Consider the following 19,526-nt stretch of genomic DNA (forward strand, 5'->3'; position numbering starts at 1 on the left):
TTCATCGTCTCGGCCGCCAACCAAGTGTAGTCGAGATTGGGTCGGAGCGACGGTGCCACTCGACGAGGTTTCCCCTCACGTCGCTCGCGTAAGCTCAGATCGGCAGCAACCCTATCTCCACATCGCAGGAACGCGAGCGTCATTCGGTCGCCGGGCGATCCGAGATCCGATTGTGCACTACCGGTATTCAGCAACTGTGCAATCATCAGAACAGTTTTGGACCTCCATGTTATAGACAAGCACGTTGACGGCACAGCCGCGTTCACCGAGATGGAAGCCGGCCCTCACCTGCTTTGGACATCGAAGCCGATAATCTCGGACTGTCCACTGCTCGCGGAATCACTCCAAAAAAAGCGGATGGCCTTTTCGAACCCAGCAAGATCCCGCACGCCCCCCTTCCCTTCTCCGCATCATCGATCGCGCCATCGTCGCAATCAGCAGGTCATGGTAGCGGAACTCGAAGGAGCCGGCGGAGAACGCACCGCAGCTGTTATTCAACCGGCGCAAATCAGTTCGGCCAGTCCATATCTGTCGTCATAACGAAGTCGCATCGCGCGATCCATTTCCAGCAAGAGAAGCGCAGTCGAACTTGGTGTATGGGGCAAGCCATGGCCTCAGAGCGCGACCAGCTTGTGTGAATGAACTGATGGCGGCCGTATCGCCGTCGCCATCAGGGCAGGCTCCGCAACTGCGCGCGATCGGGCCCGTCGGCCATAGCCAAACGGGAATCATGCCTTGAAAGTGCGGGTGCCTCGACCTCGCCTGGTCGGATCCTGCAAGCGCTGCTCCATCTCCAAACACTTTCCTGTCTGGATCGAAGTTGCTGTCGGTTGAGCTGTCGGGGTCTAGCCGAGCGTCAACTTCAGCCCTCCGCAGGAATACCCTACCGCAACCCGCGCCTGCCACGAGGAGATAAGCTCGTCGCAGTGGGTCCGCGGTGCCAGCGGCAAAAGCGGCGTATTCCTCACCGGGCGATCCGCTTCTGCAGATCCGGCTCGGAATATTGCGTCATCGAGATAATGCAAAAACCAACTCGCCGCCGGTGAAGCTTTCGATGGCAATGGGCTTGTTACCGCTTCGGATGGCCTCGACCGAGGCGGGCTCGATCAACCGGAAAATCCAAACCGTTGTACCGTCAGTCAACTCAAGGACACGTTGGCGGACTGCGTTAGTGCCTATGTTCGATGGTTTCCTGAGGGGCGATGCCAACCAAATCCGACAGAATCCGGGCCAGGTGCTGGTCGTAAAACTAACGGTTCAGATGAAGAGCATCGAACCGCTCGGCGAGTTGCTGCATGACACCGACCAGCATTGTGGTGACGCCGGTGCTCTGGTCGAACGGAGGCGGATGGTCACCTAGGAATTCGCGGATGATCTCGGTCTTCGCGATACCGGTGTCACCATTGGGTAGAAGGCAGGGCACCCGGTCGCGCGCAGGGGTAGGACAGAAGATTCTCTAGCCGCTTGATCACCGCTGTTGCTTGCGAAATATCAAGCCATCGATCCGCACTCAGCCACACGATGCGTTCCTCGGTGTTCAGATCGGTATGTTGGCGATACGCGGGCAAAAGGTGCTCGCGTGCAGTTATGACCACTCCTCAACGGACAAAGTGGCAGATCCTCGATCTATTTCCGGACTGCGCTAATCGTTGGGAAGAGCGTCGCAATCCCGACTTGCGTCACACGTGCAGGCAACAGCACTGCCCGTATGTGCACTTCAAAAGCGGAGAAACCCAGCATGTAAAGAGAAATTGAATAACAATACCTCCATGTTTTTCAATCACTTAAGGCTGTGGTCAGCTGACCACACGTTTGTCGCTTTTCTAGCGATACGGACGTCCAGGCCAAATCTGCTCTACCGTTAGATCCACGACGCATCTGGAAACGGGATAGTTTGTGTCACGGCGCCACAAATTGCTTCGAGTTTTCTGACAGTGCCGCCGAAAAAGAGGGCCCTATCAAGAGCCAAGCTGGCTCGGCTTCGTTCGCAACTAAGAGGCTCACCATGCCTGTAGCCAACAAAGACCGCACGCAGCGGGAAGAAATAGGCGCCTCGTCAGGCAGCAGCTGTTTCTGGCATGACCCACCCGCCTGCATGCTATCATCGGAACCGCAGTTTGACCCCGATGTTAGACTGAACGATTAGAAAGTTCATGGGCCCAAGCTTAAGGCGAGGGCGAACATGCTCTACCCCGAAGATTTTCGATGGCGTGACGAGGTGTCGTTGTATGCGTCAAATATGGGGCGGAGTGAGTTAGAACTTCCCCTCGGAAGTTGATTGATCCCGCTGCTCGGTGGCATGGGAGAGTCCCTGCTGGATTCTGAGCTATCGTTGACTGACTGGCCAAGGCGACAGGGGCTTTTTTCGGAAAACGAGCGTCAGGCGCCTTCCGATCGCCGAGATACCTTGAGGACGGCAGGTAAACCGTGTGGATAGCGGGGGCGCCTGGGCAGGCCCCTCAGCACTCTAGCGAAATACCGATATGTGAGGGCGGCATATTACGTCGTTAATGCGCGCCGACATGAAGGATCGACACTGAGCGAATATGTGGATGCGATTACAGGGACACAAATGTTATCGCCGGGTATCCGCTGCCGACAAAAGGGGCATCTTTTTGGTCAAATGGAGCGATCGCCCGACATTCGAGATCCAGTGTCACGCCAACAACCGCGCGGCGCACCCTCTTGCTCCGGCTGAGTCGCAAGACGTTGCTGCGCCGACCGATGCCGGGATCTCTCCCTAGCCTTGAGTATGGGAACGCAGCCATCCCGAAGGATCTGTTCCATTTCGGCTGTTATTCCGTGACCGGATACGGCATCCGCGGCGGATCCAGAAGTGATGCACCAAGAACTTCAGAGGCGCTGCCTCCGGCCCCCTCCGGGGGAGGATCACCGCCAGTCGCTGCTTGCGATCAGCTTTCAAGATAGGCCAGACCAGTGGGAACGTAGTCGCCTTATTCAACCCCGCTTTGATTCACGAGATGGCGAAGCCTCTCAACTTTTTCGTCCGCCAGGGAAGATCTTGTCGCGCCGGTCGACCGGCAGCATTAAAGCGATCGCGTCAAACGGCTCTGCGCTGCGATGTACTGTGCTTCTAATTTTCGGTCCAGCAAAATGGACAAATGATCCCTTAACCGAAATGCTTCTCATGGCAAATTCGAGATCAGCCGCATCAGAGGAAATGCACCTTTGATTCGAAGCGGGGACAGAGCTGAAATGTCGCTGGCGATGCCAGTGTGTTCGACCGGCAATTGATCAAGCCGCTCCATTCTCGACAAATGCGTCTCCGTGAGCAATTTCGTCCCATTGCGCGTGTTTCCGCCAGGGAACTACGGACCTCAATCCAGAAATAGCGAAGGCAGGGCAGGGCGCTGAGATTGCTGCATCAACCGCCTCAGCGCCAGCGCTGAACTTTTGCGGCGGTGATCCGATGCGGCGAGTGCATTCGATGGCGAATGGCTCTATTACTGTCCTCTGTCCCACAGAAGATGATCCCGTCGTCCGGGCCTCTCTACCCGAGGGAGCAGATCAAACAAATGGCTTTGGCATCGGAGGGCTTCCCGTCGATGCTCATGGCTTGTCTCGAGCGATGGGGTGACATTGCGTGCATTATAAACAGCCAGGACGCGTGACCAAGCAGTCGGTCCGATGGCCCCCGGCAAAGGGTGGCCGCCGACTAAGTCAGTTCGCCTACAAAACAACGGCACCATCTAAGGAATGGTAACTTACATATGGAGTTCCTGCAACGAATCGATTATCATGATTTCAAGGCTTTACGAATTTTGAGATTGGCCGTCGATGTTACCGGGGCAGATCCGGCGGCCCTGCCGATACAATCGGCAGGTATATGGCCGCGGTGTCCGCTTTAAACGGCCGGAAGCGCTCAGTTGCGCGCCGCAACCGTGGAGGGGAGGGATAAAGTGATCGTCGTTACCAATGCCCAATCGATCGCCGAGATGATGCCAGAACGACAGGCCGAGCTTCTGGCAGGTCTTCATCAGGCCAAGCATGCTGTCGCCCGCCTGCCTACCATTGCGACTGACCATGCCACCAGAGATCTTCCGCTTGATGACGAACCCACGCAGATCTCTTTCCGACGCGTTCGTATGCAGCGGCGGTTCAGGCCGCTCCAGAACCCGGAGCAGTTCTCCCTTGCGGCGCTTCAGCCGAGACAACCGTTTGTCGAGGGCGTAATACCGTATTTGGTTGGAAAATATCCGATCGACCCGGACCCGAAGTTCTCGGGCTGCACGTTGGCATCTTCGGCATGAAAGCCCTCCAACGCTGGCGTCAAAAACCGGCTAACCCAGCGTCGGGAAATCTCCACACCAACATAGTTGAGCAAGGTCATCCATCTTTTCGTCGTGACCTGCCCATGGCTGTGAAGCGCCAGACAGAAACGCCGAAGATTTGCACCGTAGCCACCTTAAACTCACGCTGGCAGCGGCGTGGTGATCCTTTTTCCTTCCGGTGTCAGCCAGAATTCGCGGCGATAGCGCACGACGTCAACGCGCACGAGCAGATCCCGCACCCCGCAATCCTTTTAGCCTTTGAAGCGGGATTCAGCTTGGGCGCTCACAAGCAGCACCTCTTAGCGCGTGACATTGCCCGTGTCGATTTTCGGGCGGCGTCGCCGCGCAGGGCTCTCTGTGCCAGAAACCGTTTTGTCGCCGGTTGCCTGTTCCATGCCCGATGGTCCGAAAGGCGGGCATTGCGGCAAGGTCTTCAGCCGCGCAATTTCGTCGCGAAGGAGGTGGTTATCGACCTTCAGCCGTGTCTTCTCGATCCTGAGCAGGTCGTTCTCGCCACGAAGCTTTTGGTTTCCGGCCTCGAGCGCCTTAATCCGGAAGTCTGCCCGATCAGACCGCTCTACAAGACCAGTCACGAACACCTTCAGCGACAGCATATGGGCATGCTCGACCATGGGGAGGCGACGCTTCGTGAGGAAGGCAGAATCTCGTGAATTACAGAAAACAGGAATCCCTCCTGCCATCAGATTTGCTCCAAGTACTGATGCGGCCGGCTTTCGACGCCGGCATCGCGTTGACGCGTCTGGACGAGCGGATTGCGCGTTCCCCGGTAGGGCAGGGGTGGGTCGAGCGTTCCCAGTTCACCGACGCCTGCGCCTCACTTTGGATCGACGGGGAACTTGTCCACCTCGACGATCTGGTCCTTCACGATGATATCAGGGATATTCGCGCACCCACCCATGAGCTGACAATCGCCCGCGATGTCTTGCGCACCCGCCGGCGCATCGCTGCCAATTCACCGGATTGGGCGCTTTCTGCCGACGGACTTCGGACGCTGCGAAAGACCTCAGAGATCGCGTCGGTTGGCCACGACGAGACGGAGATTGACACGGCCAGCGCCATCCGGCGCGCGGTCGCGATCGAACCCGAAGGGGAGGGGGAATACGCGGATGGTGGGCAAAATCTTCCCCGTGTCGACTATGCCGCCATCGATGCGGTAATCGCCCGATCGGAGGCGGCGATTGAGAACGCCACTCGGCCCCGTTGCACCACCAGTGGTCGTGGCGCGGAAAAAGATCCGATGATCTATGATCTCGACTGGGACGAAGACGCGCGGCTCGACGAATGGCGCATCGTACTGCGGCAGGCAAATGATCTGCCGGCGGTGCTGCAGGCGATTGTCGCCCTTGATGCCTGGAACGAGTTGTCGGTGCTCCAGCATGCGCCCTGGCTTGGTCGCCTGCTGGTCGCCTCCATCCTGCGCCAGGCCGGCGTCACCACCGGTGCCCATCTTGCCGCCATCAACCTCGGCCTGAAAACAATTCCCGTCGATAGACGCCGGCATCGTCATCGAGAAACCCGGTTGCTCGCTATCGCCCACGCGCTGATCGCGACTGCCGAGATCGGGTTGAAGGAACAGGGTCGACTGGCGCTTGCGCGGACCATGATGGAGCGCAAGCTGGAGGGTCGGCGGACGTCTTCAAAACTGCCGGAGCTGATCGAACTGGTGATGGCAAAGCCGCTGGTGTCCACAAAAATGGTCGCAAGGTCGCTGGATGTCACGCCGCAGGCGGCGCGGCGGATTGTTTTGGAACTTGGCCTTAGGGAGATGACGGGCAGGGGAAGGTTTCGGGCATGGGGAGTGCTTTAAGAAAATTTGAAACGTTAGAGCGGTCGGCGACGTTGCTAGTCGGCCATTCCCGAATTCGCGGGGTGAGATCAGAGCAACATTGACCGGTTTATGCTCTGGATGTCCTTCAGCAAACTGGAGGTCATACTTTGGAAGCTGACATGCGAATACGCTCCTTCTACCAGGCCCATCACTTCTGACGGGCGTATGACCATCGTGTAATTCTCCGAATTGTTTGACCAGGAAATGTCCGATCCCGAGACCATCGCGATCGTGATGGTCTTCGACCTTGTCGAACGTTTAGAAGATCGCTTGTGATCCTCCAGGGCCCCGTAACGTCAACCAGTCAGCCACCAAAAAATATGGGACTTGGCGCTATGACCAGATCTGTTCGTGATCCCCTTTTATGGTCGCCACCGATTTACAGAGGAGGTGATTGTCCAGAGCAGTCTGCCTGTACTTCCGGTTTCCGCTCAGTCTGGGAAAGCGATCGGCACGGCTGATGGTTACATTGCTGCCATACGGTCTCGCAATCGCAACTCGCGACACAAGCCCTTTCGAGGCTGCTGGGCTGAAAGTGACCAATCCTTGGTCTAGATAACGACAGTGTGCGTTTAGGTGTCGTAAGTTCGGATCCCTTCAAGACCTTACCGTTTCGGAATTTAAGCAGAACCAAGCGGGGATAGGGAGCTTTTGGCTGATGGTCGTCCGCCGCTGTTTGGGCGGCAGCTTCACGTCCTCGTCGAGCCGATGATCGATCGTCGAAACAAATGCATCGAGCGTCGGCTCGCATTCATATCCCTTCCGATACAGCCAGATACAACTTCAAATAAAGTTCCACGGTGTTGATCCCGAGGTCCTCCTGCCTTCATTGCAGAAGGAAGATAGGTGGCCGGATTTTACTCCGCGCCTATGGCGAGATTATCGCGCCGTTACCGTGGCCGCCTCTTGCACCGCCGCACGCACGCCGCCAACAGCCGCCGAGGCATGCAACCGCTATCCGGTTTTCAGACCGGTGTGGGCGCCGGCTTTCAACAGGGCCATAATCATCGGCCCGAGCGAAAATTCTCCGCGTTCTGTTCGTCGCGTGAGATCGCGAAGATAAGCACCGGCGGAATTGATGAAGTTGCCCCGCTCCAGGATACAGCCTATCGCTATCGCCGCATTCTCAGGCCCCATAGCTTCACAGGCATCCTGATAGGCCGAAGGGCTGACCCCAAGCACGGATCGAACAACCACCGCCGCCGACATGAAATCACGCCAGTTGCCGATCACGCCCCCAGGCCCGTAGTCGGAAATCGTCGGGCAAGCCTTCAGCACTACAGCCAGTGGAAACGCCTTGGTCGGCTCGCGCCTCTGCTGGCCGCTTCCCCCACCTTTCGCGCCCTGCTCTTTTCGAGAGCTAGGTTCAAATTCGTAAGTGGATTCGGGATTTGAATTCTGTATGTGCCGCTCATTTTGAGCAGCATTGGTGTTAGTATTTTTCTGATTATCCAGTAAATTCAGCCTGTTGACGACTTCGTCGAGCAACATCTGCATTTCTTCCAGGATCGCTGTGGTTGACGTGAGCGTGGGAATGCGGGGAATCCTGCCGACAAGAGCAATGTACATGTCCTCGATCGACTGCCAGTCGCCGTCAGCACCCTCTTCCATTGCAGCCGTGATCAACTTGCGTACATCCCGCCGGCAGATCGTCAGGCTCTCCTTTGCTTTTCTCAACAGTGCACGGTCGGCCATAACCTGCTGCGCCATCAGAGCCAGTTCCTCAGAACGTCCGAGCAGAGGAGAAAGATCGAAGCCGAAGGCGGTATCGATTTCGCCAGCGCTGTCTTTTCGAGCGTAACGCTTGCCGTTTGCGCTATCCTTCCGCACGATCAGGCCTGCCTCAACGAGGACAGCAATATGCCGGCGCAACGTCGCCCCAGCCATTCCATGCGCTCTCAGCGCAAGTTGGTTGTTCGATGGGAATACGATCAGCTTCGCATCCTGGCATAGCTCATTGTTTGGATAGAAGCTCAGCAGCGCATCAAGAACAGCAAGGCTGTTGGACTGAACACCAAGCATGTCCTTGGCTGCCGAGACATCCCTGAGAACCTTCCATTTGTCCGCGGTCTTGCCGGGTTTGATATGGCTCGTAGCCATCTGTCGCTGCACCAGGGCGAGCGTCATCGGCCGCCGCCCAAACGGCGTCGTCACACTTCCAGTCTCCATCATCTTTCACCTTTTAGCAGGCAAAGGAAAACAGCTCACCAAAACGGTGCCAAGACTCTTGACGAGAATTCGAGGAAATGCGATTCTGTTCTTGCTACAGAGACAAAAGGGCTTCCGCGACGGCGACGTTGAGGGGGCTCTTTTCTTTTGCGGGTTACTCTCCCTGTTTCTGTTGTGTCTGTGCGCGGTGGGCTTGATAAAGCGCCGGCAAGTGTTCGATCACGAAGGCCGCGAAGTCCGGCGTCGCCTTCTTGTCAATTGTCAGTTCCAGTTTGGATTTGCTGTGTGTAACTTGGGCAAGCCGGTGCCCGTCAGGGGTTGCCATAACCTGAGCAAGACCTCGTGCCACGGCAGGAGGCCGGAGTTTTGCCACCAGAGCCTTAAACCGTTCGGCCGATGGCAGCGCCTGCACCGTATCCGCAAGCGCAAACGTTGATATCTCCTCCAGGGAGGGCTGCTTTTCAATCAGTTCCACCAGCTGCTGCCAGTTCGGCCGCCCTATTCCAGGTGCAGCGCCGATTGCATCAATCAGTTCCGCAGGCAGGGCATCGACAAGCAGAAGCATCTTAGAAAGATTGCTTTTGTCGAGCGACATTGCAGCAATCACGACATCGCGCGAAAATTGTTTGTTCAGCCGATGCGCGAAACGCGCCTTCTCGATAAAGGTGAGGTCTTCCCGTTCGTTGTTTTCCTGGCCCTGGGCAACGACCAGTTGCTCATCCGTCAAATCGCGAACAACAGCTTTGATCGGAAGACCCAACTCAGAGACAGCCCGAAGCCGGCGATGCCCGAAGCCGACCTGATAACGACCGGGCTGATCCGGGTGGGGCCGAACAAGGATGGGCACCTGCTGGCCCTGTGCCCGGATCGAGGCAAGAAGTCCGTCGATGTCACCGGGCATGCGATCCTGCACGAAGGACGGTTCGATCGCAGCAGTATCCAGTTCGACCACTGCCTGGCCTTCAGCAAGGCGGCGTTCAATCTCCTCAGCGCGGCTCAGCCGATCATTTTGCTCACGCAGCGCGTTGCCGATGTTCGCCGTCAGCTTCGTCGCTGGATCGCGCTCTTTCCGGGCAACACCAAGAAGCGGCATTGATCGGGTTTTCCCTGCCCGGGTCTCGGCAATTGATGCGTCGGGGGCCTCTGTCGAAACACCCAGGATATGTTTCCGGCTCATGCGGGTCTACCCCATGCTTTTTTGACCAGGGACTCGATCTCGTCATTGACAGCGTTCATTGCCTCCAGAGCACGGTCATAGGTGGATCGCGTGAACTGGCCACGTTCAACCTCAAACAGTGTCTGGTTTGTTAGGCCGGCATCCGACACGGCTGTCGTTTTCAGCATCGGGAAATTGAGCACGCTCTCCCCGAAAATCGAACGCAGATAGCCAACCATTTGGTTCTGCGGGCCATCGCTCGGTTCGAAACGGGTGATGAGATATCGCATCCAGTTGAATTTGAATTTGGCTCCAGCACTCTCGATTTCACGCAGCAAATTCGATGTCATCGCCAAAAACTGGTTCATCGACATCACATCCAGCATCTGCGGATGGACCGTCACAAGGATGGAGGTGGCAGCGGTCAATGCGGAAAGCGTCAGATAGCCCAACTGGGGAGGGCAGTCGATCACAACGACATCATAGTTATCCGCAATGTCTTCGATTGCCTGGCTGATGCGACCATAAAAGAGCGTGTCGCCCTCCTTTCGCTTCATCAGCGCACGCGGGGTATCGTGCTCAAACTCCATCAGTTCAAGGTTTCCCGGGATCAGGTGAAGGTCGGGAATATAGGTTCCCCGCACGACCTGCTCGATCGGCACCTGCTCGTCATCGTACCGGATGGCGCCATAAAGCGTTTCATTCGGACCAACATCCGTCTCCGGTTGGCTGCCAAAAAGCGCAGACAGGCTTGCCTGAGGATCAAGATCGATGGCCAGAACACGGTAGCCACGCATGGCAAGATATTGCGCCAGATGTGCTGCGGTGGTTGTCTTGCCAGACCCCCCTTTGAAATTCATCACGGAGATGACTTGAAGCTGCTCGCCGTCCCGACGGTGCGGGAGATAACGACGGTTGCCACGGCCGACCTGGTCCATATGCTTTCGGATTGCATGGATATCTTCAATGGAGAAGATCCGCCTGCCGCCTGGGCTCATGCTGACATTTAACTCCGGCATCTCGGAAGCAGTCTGTCGCAGATAGGACTCTCCGACGCCCAGCAATTTGGAAGCCTCCGACGGTGCGAATGTGCGAATGCCCTTGTCGGATGTCGGCGGAAAAACCTTTAGATGATGTGCTTTGAGCTGGCTTGAGAGCGCATCGGCATGACGCTCCATCAAGGCCGTCAACCCTTCGGTCACAGGTGCTGCTCTCGGGGCGATCTTCGCCATCTCAAAACCTATTTTTTGCCAGTGGCGTTATTTTTCGCGAAACTGCTAAAGTTCCGCCACCAGCAGTTAGTGTCGATTCTGTGTTTTGAGCAAGCCCTATTTGGTTAACGCGGGCTTTGCGAATAGGGATCGGCGAACTCCAGAAATATCATTTTTTCATTAACTATCAATATCTTAAGCGCAATTTTCCCTGAATATTCAATTTTCCTATTGATGGGAACACATGCTGTTAATCCGAGACTTTCCATCCGCGGCAAGGCCATTTTCGTCAAACCGCACGACATTGGCGACACGACTCACACCGGTGATGGGTATCCGATTCGACAACGGCTGCCACCTTCACCATGACCAGGTGGTTTCGAAAGGCTGGGATGGGACGCCAAGACTGCAAGTACCGGCCTATTTCGAGCGATCGGCAACAGCCGTTCAGGTCGTCTTCCCTTGGCATCTCGCAGTCCCGAAATGCTGAAATGGCGATCTGCAAAACGCCTGAAGCCCTGTGACACCGCCGCATCAACAGGGCTCCCGCTTGGCACCTCTCGGAGACCGGATCTTATCTGTTCGGCGGAAAGACATAGGGATCGAGCGCGATCCGCCCGCTGCCGAAGACGACGAGCGATAGAGCCATTGCCGCCCACGGAAGATGGAAATTGGCCCAGCCCTCCGGGATGGTCAGCTGGATGACCGCTGTCATCAGCAAAAGGCCGAGGGCCGAGAAACGTGTCGCGAGGCCCAGGATCAGCAAAATCGGCAGGAGCAGTTCACCAACCCCGGCAGCCGTCGCCATTGCGAGTGGAAATGGATAGGAGATTTCGCTGCCGAGGATATGGAGTTTGAACTCCTCCTCGAAAAGATAGCGGGCGCCTGGCGACAGCGTCAGGAAACCGTCCCATTTTGTCAGCCCCGACTTGAAAAAGGGAATGGCCAGTGCAAGGCGCAGCGCCAGAAGCGGCAGGGAACGGGGGAGGGATGCAAGCGCCCATTCGGCGCGCGCAATGAGGGAGAGCAGAACGGCGCTAGAGCCGCGCGAGGGGGCGAGGTCAGTCTTCATCAATTTGTCCTTGATCCTTTTGGAGGGTGGCGAAAGCGCCAAGGCCGGTCAGACCAGCCAAAGCTGCACCAAAATCGAATGCATCGTTTGCCGAAAAGGCCGTCTCGGCAGCCTCGCCGAGCGATAATCCGCGAAAGAGCAGGCTTGCAAAAACCGCGTCCTGCGGCGGCAGAATGTGGATATCGACGGTCATTTCCGGTCTGAGGACCAGCATGGCCTGCGGTTGCCAGTCCATGACCGGTCGCACCGGATTCTGCTGATGCGCATTCCAGATGGAGCCGGCAGGATGATCCGACAGGATCAGGTGGGCGGACGGATGCGGCGAGAGCTGCAGGTCTGCAAGTGTTTCGGGCGCGAGCGCGGCAAGTGCGGCAAGATCAAGTGCTGGCGCGTCCGCCGCGTGGTAGGCGTGGGTCCAGGCCGCTTCGATCCGGGCGACATCCGACAGATAGACAAGACCGCTCGCCGGCGCAAAGCTGGCAATGAAATCGGCAAAATAGTTGCCGTAGTTGATGATCAGCGGCGAAGCCGGTTTGTGATCCTGGGCATAGGCCCGCGCCATCGCCAGAAAAAAAGCCGGGCCGACAAGCTTTTCCGTCACAGGAAAACGCTGTGCCAGCGCCCGCGTCAACCCGACGAAGACATTGTTTCGATAGACGGCGAAACGGGCCGGATCGGCGTCGCCACGGACTGTGGTTATTCCATCCGGAACCGGCCGATCGGCCTGCAGCAACGCGGTGGCAAAAGCGGACTGACTGGCGGCGAAATCCATGATCATGCCGCCTGAGACGCGTTGCGTTGTCGTGCAGCCGTCGCAAGCATCCGGTCCGCCCGGATTGCTTCGGCCTGCAGGGTGCCAAAATCGGGCACATCATTGTCCCATTCGATCAATGTCGGAACCGGCCCGCTGCGGACAAGCGCATGCTGATAAAGTTCGAGTACGTCGTTTTTCACCGCCGTGCCATGGGCATCGATCAGAAGCCGGTCCCCGGCGCTGTCAATGGTCTCGTCATAGCCGGCAAGATGGATCTCGCCGACGCAACAGACCGGAAAACGGTCGATATAGATGATCGGGTCAAGCCGATGATTGACGGCCGAAACCATGACATTGTTGACGTCCAGCAAGAGCCCGCAACCGGTACGCTCAGCGATGGCCGTCAGAAAATCCACTTCGTCGATCGTGCTGTCGGCAAAAAGCACATAGGTTGACGGGTTCTCCAGCAGGAGCTGTCGGCCCAGAAACTGCTGCGTCTCCTCGACATGGGCAATAACCCGCGCCAGTGTTTCCTGCGTATAGGGAAGCGGCAAAAGGTCGTTGAGAAAGCCCGTCTCATGGGTAGACCAGGCGAGATGTTCCGAAAAACTCTGCGGCCGATAGCGGTCGATCAGACTGCGCAGCCGCTTCAGATGCGCCTTGTCCAATCCGTGGGCGGCACCGATCGACAGGCCCACACCATGCAGCGAAAGCGGGTAGAGCGCGGTGATCGCTTCAAGCGTCCGATGCGGCGCCCCGCCATCTCCCATGTAGTTCTCGGCATGAACCTCGAAGAAACCAACATCCGGCCGGGTCGCCAGGATGATTTCACAATGCTCGGGCTTGAGGCCAAGGCCGGCCCGTGGGGGCAAAGCAGACGGGTGGTTTGCAGATGCAATCATTGGCGTTCTCCTGGTCCTGTAAGAGAAAGACGGAGGCCGGGAAACCAGGCCTCCGTTCGGAAAATCAGCCCTGCATCGGTTCAAGCGTACCCATATGGCCATCGACGTTCATCGTCGTGCAGGTACCAGCCGGGACAGCCTTCCAGGCATTGCCCTGGTAGTCCGCCGTCGAGGTGCCGGCGCATGTCGTGCCGGCGCCGGCAGCGCAGTCGTTCTGACCCTTGAGCGAAATGCCGTAGCATTTCTCGTTGCCTGCCATTTTCTCCGCCGGCAGCGGTCCGGCAAAGGCAACGGAGGCGATTGCGGTTGCGAGCGAGCCGGCGAGGGCAAGGGTGAGTGCGGAACGGGTCATAAATGATCTCCTCTTGGATTTGCCGCAGGCCGTTTGCCGGCTGCGTAACTGATCTTCGGTGCCGCGATCCCGGTTGTTACACCGCATCGAAAACACGAATGCGTGATCTTCCGTTTGGCCGGGTTGGACAATATTTCGGCTGCCGCGTAACAAGAGGGCGTCTGCGCACGTATGGGAGAGACAAGCGTTGAACAGTCGGGAGGAAAACGAGCTGGCGATGTTGCTTCGGACTGCCATTGCGGGAGATGAAAAGGCCTATGCGGCGTTCCTTGGGCGCACTGCATCGATCGTACGCGGCTTTGCCCGCCGAAAAATCGTGCAGGGAGGTGTCGATGCGGAAGACGTCGTGCAGGAAACGCTTCTTGCCATTCACACCAAGCGTCATACCTGGATCACCGATGCGCCGGTTCTGCCCTGGATCTATGCGATCGCGCGTTTCAAGCTGATCGATGCCTTTCGCAAACGCGGCCGCCGCGTGGAGATCGAGATCGGCGAAATCGCCGAGACCTTTGCCCAGCCGGAATCCGAAACGGTCAGCGATCGCGAAATCAATCGTATTCTGGAGGGACTGGCGCCGGGTCAGCGCTCGGTTGTCGCGTCGATTTCGATTGATGGACGCTCGATCATCGAAACGGCCGAGACTTTCGGCATGACCGAGACGGCAGTGAGGGTGGCCCTGCACCGGGGTCTGCGCTCTATTGCGAAGAAGTTTGGACGGAGCTGACATGCAGACACGCGACCTCATCAATGCCCTTGCGGCAGATACAAAAACGCAGGCGATGCCGATTGGTCGTGTGTGGTGGATTGCGCTTGCGGCGGCGACCGTCATGGCCGCCATCGCTTTCTTCCTGCTGATCGGTCCGCGTCCCGATATTGGTCAGGCAGCGCAAACGTTCCGTTTCCTGTTCAAGTTCATCGGTACGTTAATGCTTACCATATCCGCCTTCGCCTTGCTGCGCGCTTTGTCGCGACCCGGCGCACCCCTTACAGCAGCCTGGCTCTTGCTCGCACCTGCGCTTGTCGGTGCAGCAGTGGTCGCTGAACTGTTCATCGTACCAGCAGAACGATGGGGCGCAGTCTGGTGGGGCACGAACGTCTATGTCTGCCTGACCTTCATTCCCCTGATCGGTTTTTTGCCACTCGTGATTATGCTTGCTGCGCTGCGCCACGGCGCTCCGTCGCGTCCCGGTTTCGCCGGGGCTGTTTCGGGTCTGCTGGCCGGTGGTATCGCCGCAACATTTTATGCAGCGCACTGCACGGACGATTCACCGCTGTTCGTTGCCACCTGGTATACGATCGCCATCGCCGGTCTCGCAGCCGTCGGGACGATCCTGGGACGGCGTCTTGCCCCGTGGTAGACGTTGCGCATTCGCAAGTTTAGTTGCTATCGAAAAACGGTCACTGGCCACTTGGACGGGGAAGCGCGATGTTCATTTGACGAAACGCCGAAGGAAGCGCGAATCGGTCCAATGTTTCCAGATGGTGATCCACCGGCCAGACGCAGCCAACCCCCATTTGTCGGCGATCGTTCGTCCGTTTGCCAGGGAGATCAGCACAAGCCAGGCGCGCTGGGGCCGGTACCGCATCAAACTTTTCCCGCAAAGCGTACGGCGAATATTCTCCGCCAGAACAGGGCCGGCACGCACGGCAAAAACGCCGGCCTTCGGGCGGGGATCCTCCAGCGCAGCGACATCACCCGCTGCAAAAATCTCCGGATGGGAAAGCGATCGCAAGCCGGCATCGACACGGACGAAGCCGTCAGCATCCAGGGCCAGCCCCGTCTGGCGTAGCCATGCGGGCGCACCGCTTGATGTTGTCCAGACCACCTCGTCCACCGCAAGCCGCCTGCCATCCGCGGCGACAAGGGTTTTGCCCTCCAGCGCGACGACATCAAACCCCGGATGATGCGCGATATCCTGGTCCAGGAGCGCCTCTGACACCAGCTTGCGGGCGTGTTCGCTGCGCTCAGGCAGAAGCCGTGGGCCGCGTCCGACAAGATGAAGCTCGACACCACCGTTTGCCCGGCCATCGCGTGAAATCAGCTCATCGAGCCGTTTCCTGAGCGCAAAGGCCACTTCGATACCGGCGATGCCCTGTCCCACCACGGCAAGGCGCAACCGGTTCTCGCTTTTGTGGGCCAGATGATCCAACTGGTCCAGACGCGCAGTGAAGCTTGCGATCGGCTTCACCGCGACACCGCCAGAAACCCCATCTGGAAGGCTTGGTGTCGAGCCGATGTCCAGCGACAGAACGTCGTAGTCGAGCCAGGTGTCGTCTGCCAGCCGCACCCGATGCGTCTCGGGATCGATCCCGATTGCCATGCCCTCGTGAAATGTGGTGTTGGAGCGTTGGCACAACGCCTGCAGGTCGATGTTGAAGTCCTCGAACGTATAGCGGCCGGCGATATAGCCCGGCAGCATGCCGGAATAGGGCGCATAGCGCGAGGGCGATACAAGAATGATCTCCACCCGTGCACCTTGCCCCTGCAGGCGGCGAACGACTTCGACATGGGCGTGTCCACCGCCCAGCAGAACAACGCGTTTGCGACGATCGACCCCTCGGTCCGCAATGGCGCGTTCGCCCGGGTTCAAGGTTCCTGCCCCGAAACGGCGTCCATACGGTAGATTTCGCCGCCGGCGGATTGCGCATCGGCCTCGTCATGAGTGACCAAAATGACTGGCAGGCCTGCATCCTGGGCCTTGGTGAAGACAAGGCTGCGCATCTGCTGGCGAAGCGCCATGTCGAGCTTGGAGAATGGCTCGTCGAGCAGAAGCAGTCGCGGCTGCGAGACGAGAACCCGCGCCAGCGCGACACGGGCCTTCTGGCCGCCCGAGAGGGTGGCAGGGTCGCGCGCCGCAAAATCATCCAGCTCCACCTCCGCCAGCGCGTGCGCAGCGATGCGCACGCGCTCGCTGCGTCTGGATATCGTGGCGGGGACGGCAAAGGCGACATTTGCCCCGACGGACATATGCGGGAAGAGAAGGGGGTCCTGGAACAGGATACCAGCCCGTCGGCTTTCCGGAGCGAGGTCCGTCAGATTGACCCCTTCGATGGTGACGTCACCCCTTGCCTTGAAAACGGGATCGAGAAAGCCGCCGATAAAGGCCAGAAGGGTCGATTTGCCTGATCCGGATGGGCCCATGACCGTCAGCACGCGGGAAGGCTGCACCTCAGCCGAAAGCGCGATCAGCCGATGGTCCCCCAGCCAGATTTCAATGCCGGCAAGGACAAGGCCAGCGACTATAATATCATTCGTCATTGTTCAGACCTGCATGGCACGGCGGTTTCGATAGAGCAGTGCCGGCACGATGGACGCAACGGCAAAAACGATGAAGGGTAAAAGGGTTTGCAGCAGGCCGTAGACACCGATCACCCGGCGGTTGCCGCCCGACGCCAGGGCCACGGCTTCCGTCGTGATGGTCTGGATCCGCCCTTCACCGATGAGCACGGTGGGCAGGTACTGGCCGACGGAGACTGCGAAGCCGACGGCAAAGGCCGTGAAAATAGCGCGCGTCAGCATCGGCAGCCGGACGGCCAGAAGCGCCGACAGGCGCGAGCGCCCGAGTGCTGCGGCCAGAACGTCATAGCGGATGTCGAATTGCCGCCAGGCATCCGAAAGGGAGAGGAAGACATAGGGCAACACGAAGACGAGATGCACAAGGACCAAGGCGGCAAACCGGTCGAGGCTACCGCTGCCGATAAACAGGATCTGGAGACCGAAGACAAAGGTGATCTGCGGCGTGATCAGCGGCAGGTAGAGCAGAAGAAGCGCCGACTGCCCGCCTCTTTTGCCGGTTTCCGTTTCCCGCTCAAGACAGCCGATCGTCAAGAACACGGCGATCAGCGTCGAAATCACACCGGCTGACAATGTGGTGATCAATGGCATCGCCAGCTGCGAAAGAGCGGCCTGCCAAGTCCGGAGTGTCAATCCCTTCGGCAAGAGGTCGGGGAACGTCCAAAGCCCGGCGAAGGACCAGACCAGAAGTAGGGCAAGGCCGCTGAAGACGGTGGCGATGGCGACGATAACTGCGCTCGCTGCGGCTATCTTGACGCTCCGGTCACCTGGAAAGCGATGACCACGATCGCGAAGCGCTGTGAGCGCTCGTCCACAGACGCGTTCGGCAAAATACCAGAGAACGAGGGCCGTCGCCGTCACTCCTAGCTGAAGGATCGCACCCGCGGATGCCAGAAAGCGGGTCGACAGATCGGGGTCGTTCATCCATTGCAGCAGACGGGTCGCCAGCGTTCCCGGCAGGTTCGGCCCGAGGATCAGAGCGACATCAACGACGGAACTCGAATAGGCAAGGACGGCATAGACGGCAAACCGGATCTGTCGGTAGATCCCGGGCCAGAGCAAATAGAGAAAACCCGCAACAGGTCCGTAGCCGAGCGAGGCGGCAAGGCGACGCGATGCGACAAGTTCCACTTGCGGAAGTGCGGCAAGCGAGACCAGGAAAAGAAAGGGAATTTCCTTGAGGACAAGCGCCGCTGTCATGGTGATGCCGAACGGATCGTGCGGAATCAGCAAGTCAGGCGGGCGATCAAGTCCTGCGAAAGGGGCAGCGAGCCGGATGAGGTAACCCGACGGCGCGATCAACAGAGCAAGTCCAAACGCGGCTGCGGCGTGTGGGATGGCCAGGAGCGGCGACAGCCAGTGCTGCAGGCGTCGCAGAACCGATGTGCCCGCAAAGGCGGCCAGAAACAATGCTGTGACGGCAACCGAGATGGCTGTGGTGGACAGTCCACTGGCAAGGCTGAGCCACACCGAAGCCCAAATACCGGGCATGGCCAGAAGCCTGCCGAAATGCTCGAGGCCGATGTCGTGGCCGCCAAGCGCTGGAAGGTAGCCAAGCGCCGGAAGCAGCGTTCCCAAAAGGCCGAAGGACAGTGGCAGGGTCAGCAGCGCCACCGTCAAAACGATCGCCGACCGCGCGTAGACGGCAACGACCCGGCTCCCTATGAACGAACTCAGCCCCCACTTTCTCACGGATCAGTTGCCGCTCGCGTAACGCCGGCGCCATTCCGTCTCGACGCGCTCCATCCAGCTCGCATGCGGCTCGACGAGAACCGGCCCGAGCTTGTCTGGCGAAAGCGTCGCAACACCGAGATCGAGCCCCTCAAACGCGGCTCGATCCACGTCCGACAGTTTTGCGACAGACAGAACCGTCGGGTCACCCCAATATGCCGGATCCTGCTTGCGCAGCTGCGCTTCCGGCGAAATCAGGAAGTTGGCGACGAGAAGCGCCGCTTCCTTGGCATTGGCATTATAGGGAATCGCGACGAAGTGGGTGTTTCCGAGCGTCCCCCCGGAGAATGTGAAGGAGCGCACGGTGTCTGGCAGTTCGCCCGCGGCAATCGCTGAAGAGGCCTCCGCCGGATTGAAGGCAAAAATTATATCGAGCTCGCCATCCGCCAGCTTCTGCTTCATGTCGGGATAGTTCTGCGGAAAAGCCTTGCCGGACCGCCAGGACACGTTGTGGAGTGCATCCAGATAAGCAAACAGCGGCTCGACAATGCGCTCAAAGCTGGCCTCGTCGACGGGCTTCAACAGCTTCGCGCGATCATCGATGACTTCGCTCAGCACCTGCTTCAGAAAGGACGAGCCGATGAAATCCGGTGGTGCCGGATAGGAAAAACGGCCCGGATTTCGCTTCGCCCAATCGAGCAACCCCGCAGCGTTGTCAGGCAGATCGTCCTGTTTGTTCCGCGCACCATCGTAGAAGAAGACGAGCTTGGCGCCGCCCCAGGGGCTCTCGAGCCCTTCCGTGG

Annotated in this window: 17 protein-coding genes and 2 pseudogenes; 5 read left to right on the forward strand and 14 right to left on the reverse strand. The window is 58.5% G+C overall.

Annotated elements, in window-relative coordinates; all coding sequences use genetic code 11:
- The first annotated feature begins 937 nt into the window (after window positions 1–937).
- A complete protein-coding gene (locus AX760_RS27690) occupies window positions 938–1,360 on the forward strand; it encodes a hypothetical protein (protein ID WP_245294998.1) in 423 nt (140 codons plus the stop codon).
- A 3-nt stretch (window positions 1,361–1,363) separates the two neighbouring features.
- On the opposite strand, the pseudogene AX760_RS28185 reads toward AX760_RS27690, so the two are convergent.
- The 3 genes and pseudogenes from AX760_RS28185 to AX760_RS27700 form a co-directional block, all read right to left on the reverse strand.
- A pseudogene (locus AX760_RS28185) lies at window positions 1,364–1,423 on the reverse strand (hypothetical protein); the annotation flags it as partial.
- A 2,350-nt stretch (window positions 1,424–3,773) separates the two neighbouring features.
- Window positions 3,774–4,217 carry an IS66 family transposase gene (locus tag AX760_RS28065; protein WP_139276496.1) on the reverse strand — a complete coding sequence of 148 codons (444 nt, stop codon included), beginning with the start codon at window positions 4,215–4,217 and terminating at the stop codon, window positions 3,774–3,776.
- A 374-nt stretch (window positions 4,218–4,591) separates the two neighbouring features.
- Window positions 4,592–4,993 (reverse strand): hypothetical protein, encoded by a 402-nt coding sequence (locus AX760_RS27700; protein ID WP_139276492.1) that lies wholly within the window; start codon window positions 4,991–4,993, stop codon window positions 4,592–4,594.
- Window positions 4,994–5,013: 20 nt separating this feature from the next.
- On the opposite strand from AX760_RS27700, the gene AX760_RS11565 reads away from it, so the two are divergent.
- Window positions 5,014–6,120 (forward strand): RHE_PE00001 family protein, encoded by a 1,107-nt coding sequence (locus tag AX760_RS11565; protein WP_071833034.1) that lies wholly within the window; start codon window positions 5,014–5,016, stop codon window positions 6,118–6,120.
- A gap of 456 nt (window positions 6,121–6,576) precedes the next feature.
- Window positions 6,577–6,700: pseudogene (locus AX760_RS27705) on the forward strand (VapC toxin family PIN domain ribonuclease); the annotation flags it as partial.
- A 395-nt stretch (window positions 6,701–7,095) separates the two neighbouring features.
- Here AX760_RS27705 and repC read toward each other — a convergent pair.
- From repC to AX760_RS11600, 7 genes are all read right to left on the reverse strand, one after another.
- Window positions 7,096–8,310, reverse strand: coding sequence for a plasmid replication protein RepC (gene repC / locus AX760_RS11570; protein WP_071833036.1), 1,215 nt, complete (start codon window positions 8,308–8,310; stop codon window positions 7,096–7,098).
- Window positions 8,311–8,464: 154 nt separating this feature from the next.
- A complete protein-coding gene (gene repB / locus AX760_RS11575; protein ID WP_071833038.1) occupies window positions 8,465–9,487 on the reverse strand; it encodes a plasmid partitioning protein RepB in 1,023 nt (340 codons plus the stop codon).
- Complete coding sequence (gene repA / locus AX760_RS11580) at window positions 9,484–10,698, reverse strand: plasmid partitioning protein RepA (protein WP_071833039.1); 1,215 nt, start codon at window positions 10,696–10,698, stop codon at window positions 9,484–9,486. Before repA ends, repB begins: the two co-directional genes overlap by 4 nt.
- 553 nt (window positions 10,699–11,251) lie before the next feature.
- Complete coding sequence (locus tag AX760_RS11585; protein WP_071833040.1) at window positions 11,252–11,749, reverse strand: DoxX family protein; 498 nt, start codon at window positions 11,747–11,749, stop codon at window positions 11,252–11,254.
- Window positions 11,739–12,521 carry an HvfC/BufC N-terminal domain-containing protein gene (locus AX760_RS11590; RefSeq protein ID WP_071833054.1) on the reverse strand — a complete coding sequence of 261 codons (783 nt, stop codon included), beginning with the start codon at window positions 12,519–12,521 and terminating at the stop codon, window positions 11,739–11,741. Before AX760_RS11590 ends, AX760_RS11585 begins: the two co-directional genes overlap by 11 nt.
- Window positions 12,522–12,523: 2 nt before the next feature.
- Window positions 12,524–13,405, reverse strand: coding sequence for an MNIO family bufferin maturase (gene bufB / locus AX760_RS11595; RefSeq protein ID WP_071833041.1), 882 nt, complete (start codon window positions 13,403–13,405; stop codon window positions 12,524–12,526).
- Between the two features lie 64 nt (window positions 13,406–13,469).
- Entirely contained in the window at window positions 13,470–13,757 is a 288-nt protein-coding gene (locus AX760_RS11600; protein ID WP_071833042.1) for a BufA1 family periplasmic bufferin-type metallophore, read from the reverse strand.
- A gap of 217 nt (window positions 13,758–13,974) precedes the next feature.
- On the opposite strand from AX760_RS11600, the gene AX760_RS11605 reads away from it, so the two are divergent.
- Together AX760_RS11605 and AX760_RS11610 are read left to right on the forward strand one after the other, a co-directional pair.
- A complete protein-coding gene (locus tag AX760_RS11605) occupies window positions 13,975–14,481 on the forward strand; it encodes a sigma-70 family RNA polymerase sigma factor (RefSeq protein WP_425348843.1) in 507 nt (168 codons plus the stop codon).
- Between the two features lies 1 nt (window position 14,482).
- The gene (locus AX760_RS11610) at window positions 14,483–15,115 is read left to right on the forward strand and encodes an NrsF family protein (protein ID WP_071833045.1); all 633 of its coding nucleotides are present in this window, start codon (window positions 14,483–14,485) and stop codon (window positions 15,113–15,115) included.
- A 72-nt stretch (window positions 15,116–15,187) separates the two neighbouring features.
- On the opposite strand, the gene AX760_RS11615 is transcribed toward AX760_RS11610, so the two are convergent.
- The 4 genes from AX760_RS11615 to AX760_RS11630 form a co-directional block, all read right to left on the reverse strand.
- Window positions 15,188–16,348: an FAD-dependent oxidoreductase gene (locus AX760_RS11615; RefSeq protein ID WP_245294999.1), complete on the reverse strand. Its 1,161-nt coding sequence runs from the start codon at window positions 16,346–16,348 to the stop codon at window positions 15,188–15,190.
- Window positions 16,345–17,016 carry an ATP-binding cassette domain-containing protein gene (locus AX760_RS11620; protein ID WP_071833047.1) on the reverse strand — a complete coding sequence of 224 codons (672 nt, stop codon included), beginning with the start codon at window positions 17,014–17,016 and terminating at the stop codon, window positions 16,345–16,347. The genes AX760_RS11615 and AX760_RS11620 overlap by 4 nt, the downstream gene beginning before the upstream one ends.
- A gap of 3 nt (window positions 17,017–17,019) precedes the next feature.
- Window positions 17,020–18,717, reverse strand: a complete 1,698-nt coding sequence (locus AX760_RS11625; RefSeq protein WP_087149228.1) for an ABC transporter permease — start codon at window positions 18,715–18,717, stop codon at window positions 17,020–17,022.
- Window positions 18,718–18,747: 30 nt separating this feature from the next.
- A partial coding sequence (locus tag AX760_RS11630; protein WP_139276494.1) for an ABC transporter substrate-binding protein occupies window positions 18,748–19,526 on the reverse strand: 779 nt, incomplete at its 5' end.

Origin of the sequence: Pararhizobium antarcticum (assembly GCF_001885585.1) — a bacterium.
In the GTDB taxonomy this organism is placed as follows: domain Bacteria; phylum Pseudomonadota; class Alphaproteobacteria; order Rhizobiales; family Rhizobiaceae; genus Pararhizobium; species Pararhizobium antarcticum.

What these genes read in the sequence shown, in the direction of transcription:
- AX760_RS27700 (WP_139276492.1), bottom strand. Translation starts at nt 4,993, where the DNA reads ATGGCAGGAGGGATTCCTGTTTTCTGTAATTCACGAGATTCTGCCTTC.
- AX760_RS11565 (WP_071833034.1), top strand. Translation starts at nt 5,014, where the DNA reads ATGCGGCCGGCTTTCGACGCCGGCATCGCGTTGACGCGTCTGGACGAG.
- repC (WP_071833036.1), bottom strand. Translation starts at nt 8,310, where the DNA reads ATGGAGACTGGAAGTGTGACGACGCCGTTTGGGCGGCGGCCGATGACG.
- repB (WP_071833038.1), bottom strand. Translation starts at nt 9,487, where the DNA reads ATGAGCCGGAAACATATCCTGGGTGTTTCGACAGAGGCCCCCGACGCA.
- repA (WP_071833039.1), bottom strand. Translation starts at nt 10,698, where the DNA reads ATGGCGAAGATCGCCCCGAGAGCAGCACCTGTGACCGAAGGGTTGACG.
- AX760_RS11585 (WP_071833040.1), bottom strand. Translation starts at nt 11,749, where the DNA reads ATGAAGACTGACCTCGCCCCCTCGCGCGGCTCTAGCGCCGTTCTGCTC.
- AX760_RS11590 (WP_071833054.1), bottom strand. Translation starts at nt 12,521, where the DNA reads ATGGATTTCGCCGCCAGTCAGTCCGCTTTTGCCACCGCGTTGCTGCAG.
- bufB (WP_071833041.1), bottom strand. Translation starts at nt 13,405, where the DNA reads ATGATTGCATCTGCAAACCACCCGTCTGCTTTGCCCCCACGGGCCGGC.
- AX760_RS11600 (WP_071833042.1), bottom strand. Translation starts at nt 13,757, where the DNA reads ATGACCCGTTCCGCACTCACCCTTGCCCTCGCCGGCTCGCTCGCAACC.
- AX760_RS11605 (WP_425348843.1), top strand. Translation starts at nt 13,975, where the DNA reads ATGTTGCTTCGGACTGCCATTGCGGGAGATGAAAAGGCCTATGCGGCG.
- AX760_RS11610 (WP_071833045.1), top strand. Translation starts at nt 14,483, where the DNA reads ATGCAGACACGCGACCTCATCAATGCCCTTGCGGCAGATACAAAAACG.
- AX760_RS11620 (WP_071833047.1), bottom strand. Translation starts at nt 17,016, where the DNA reads ATGACGAATGATATTATAGTCGCTGGCCTTGTCCTTGCCGGCATTGAA.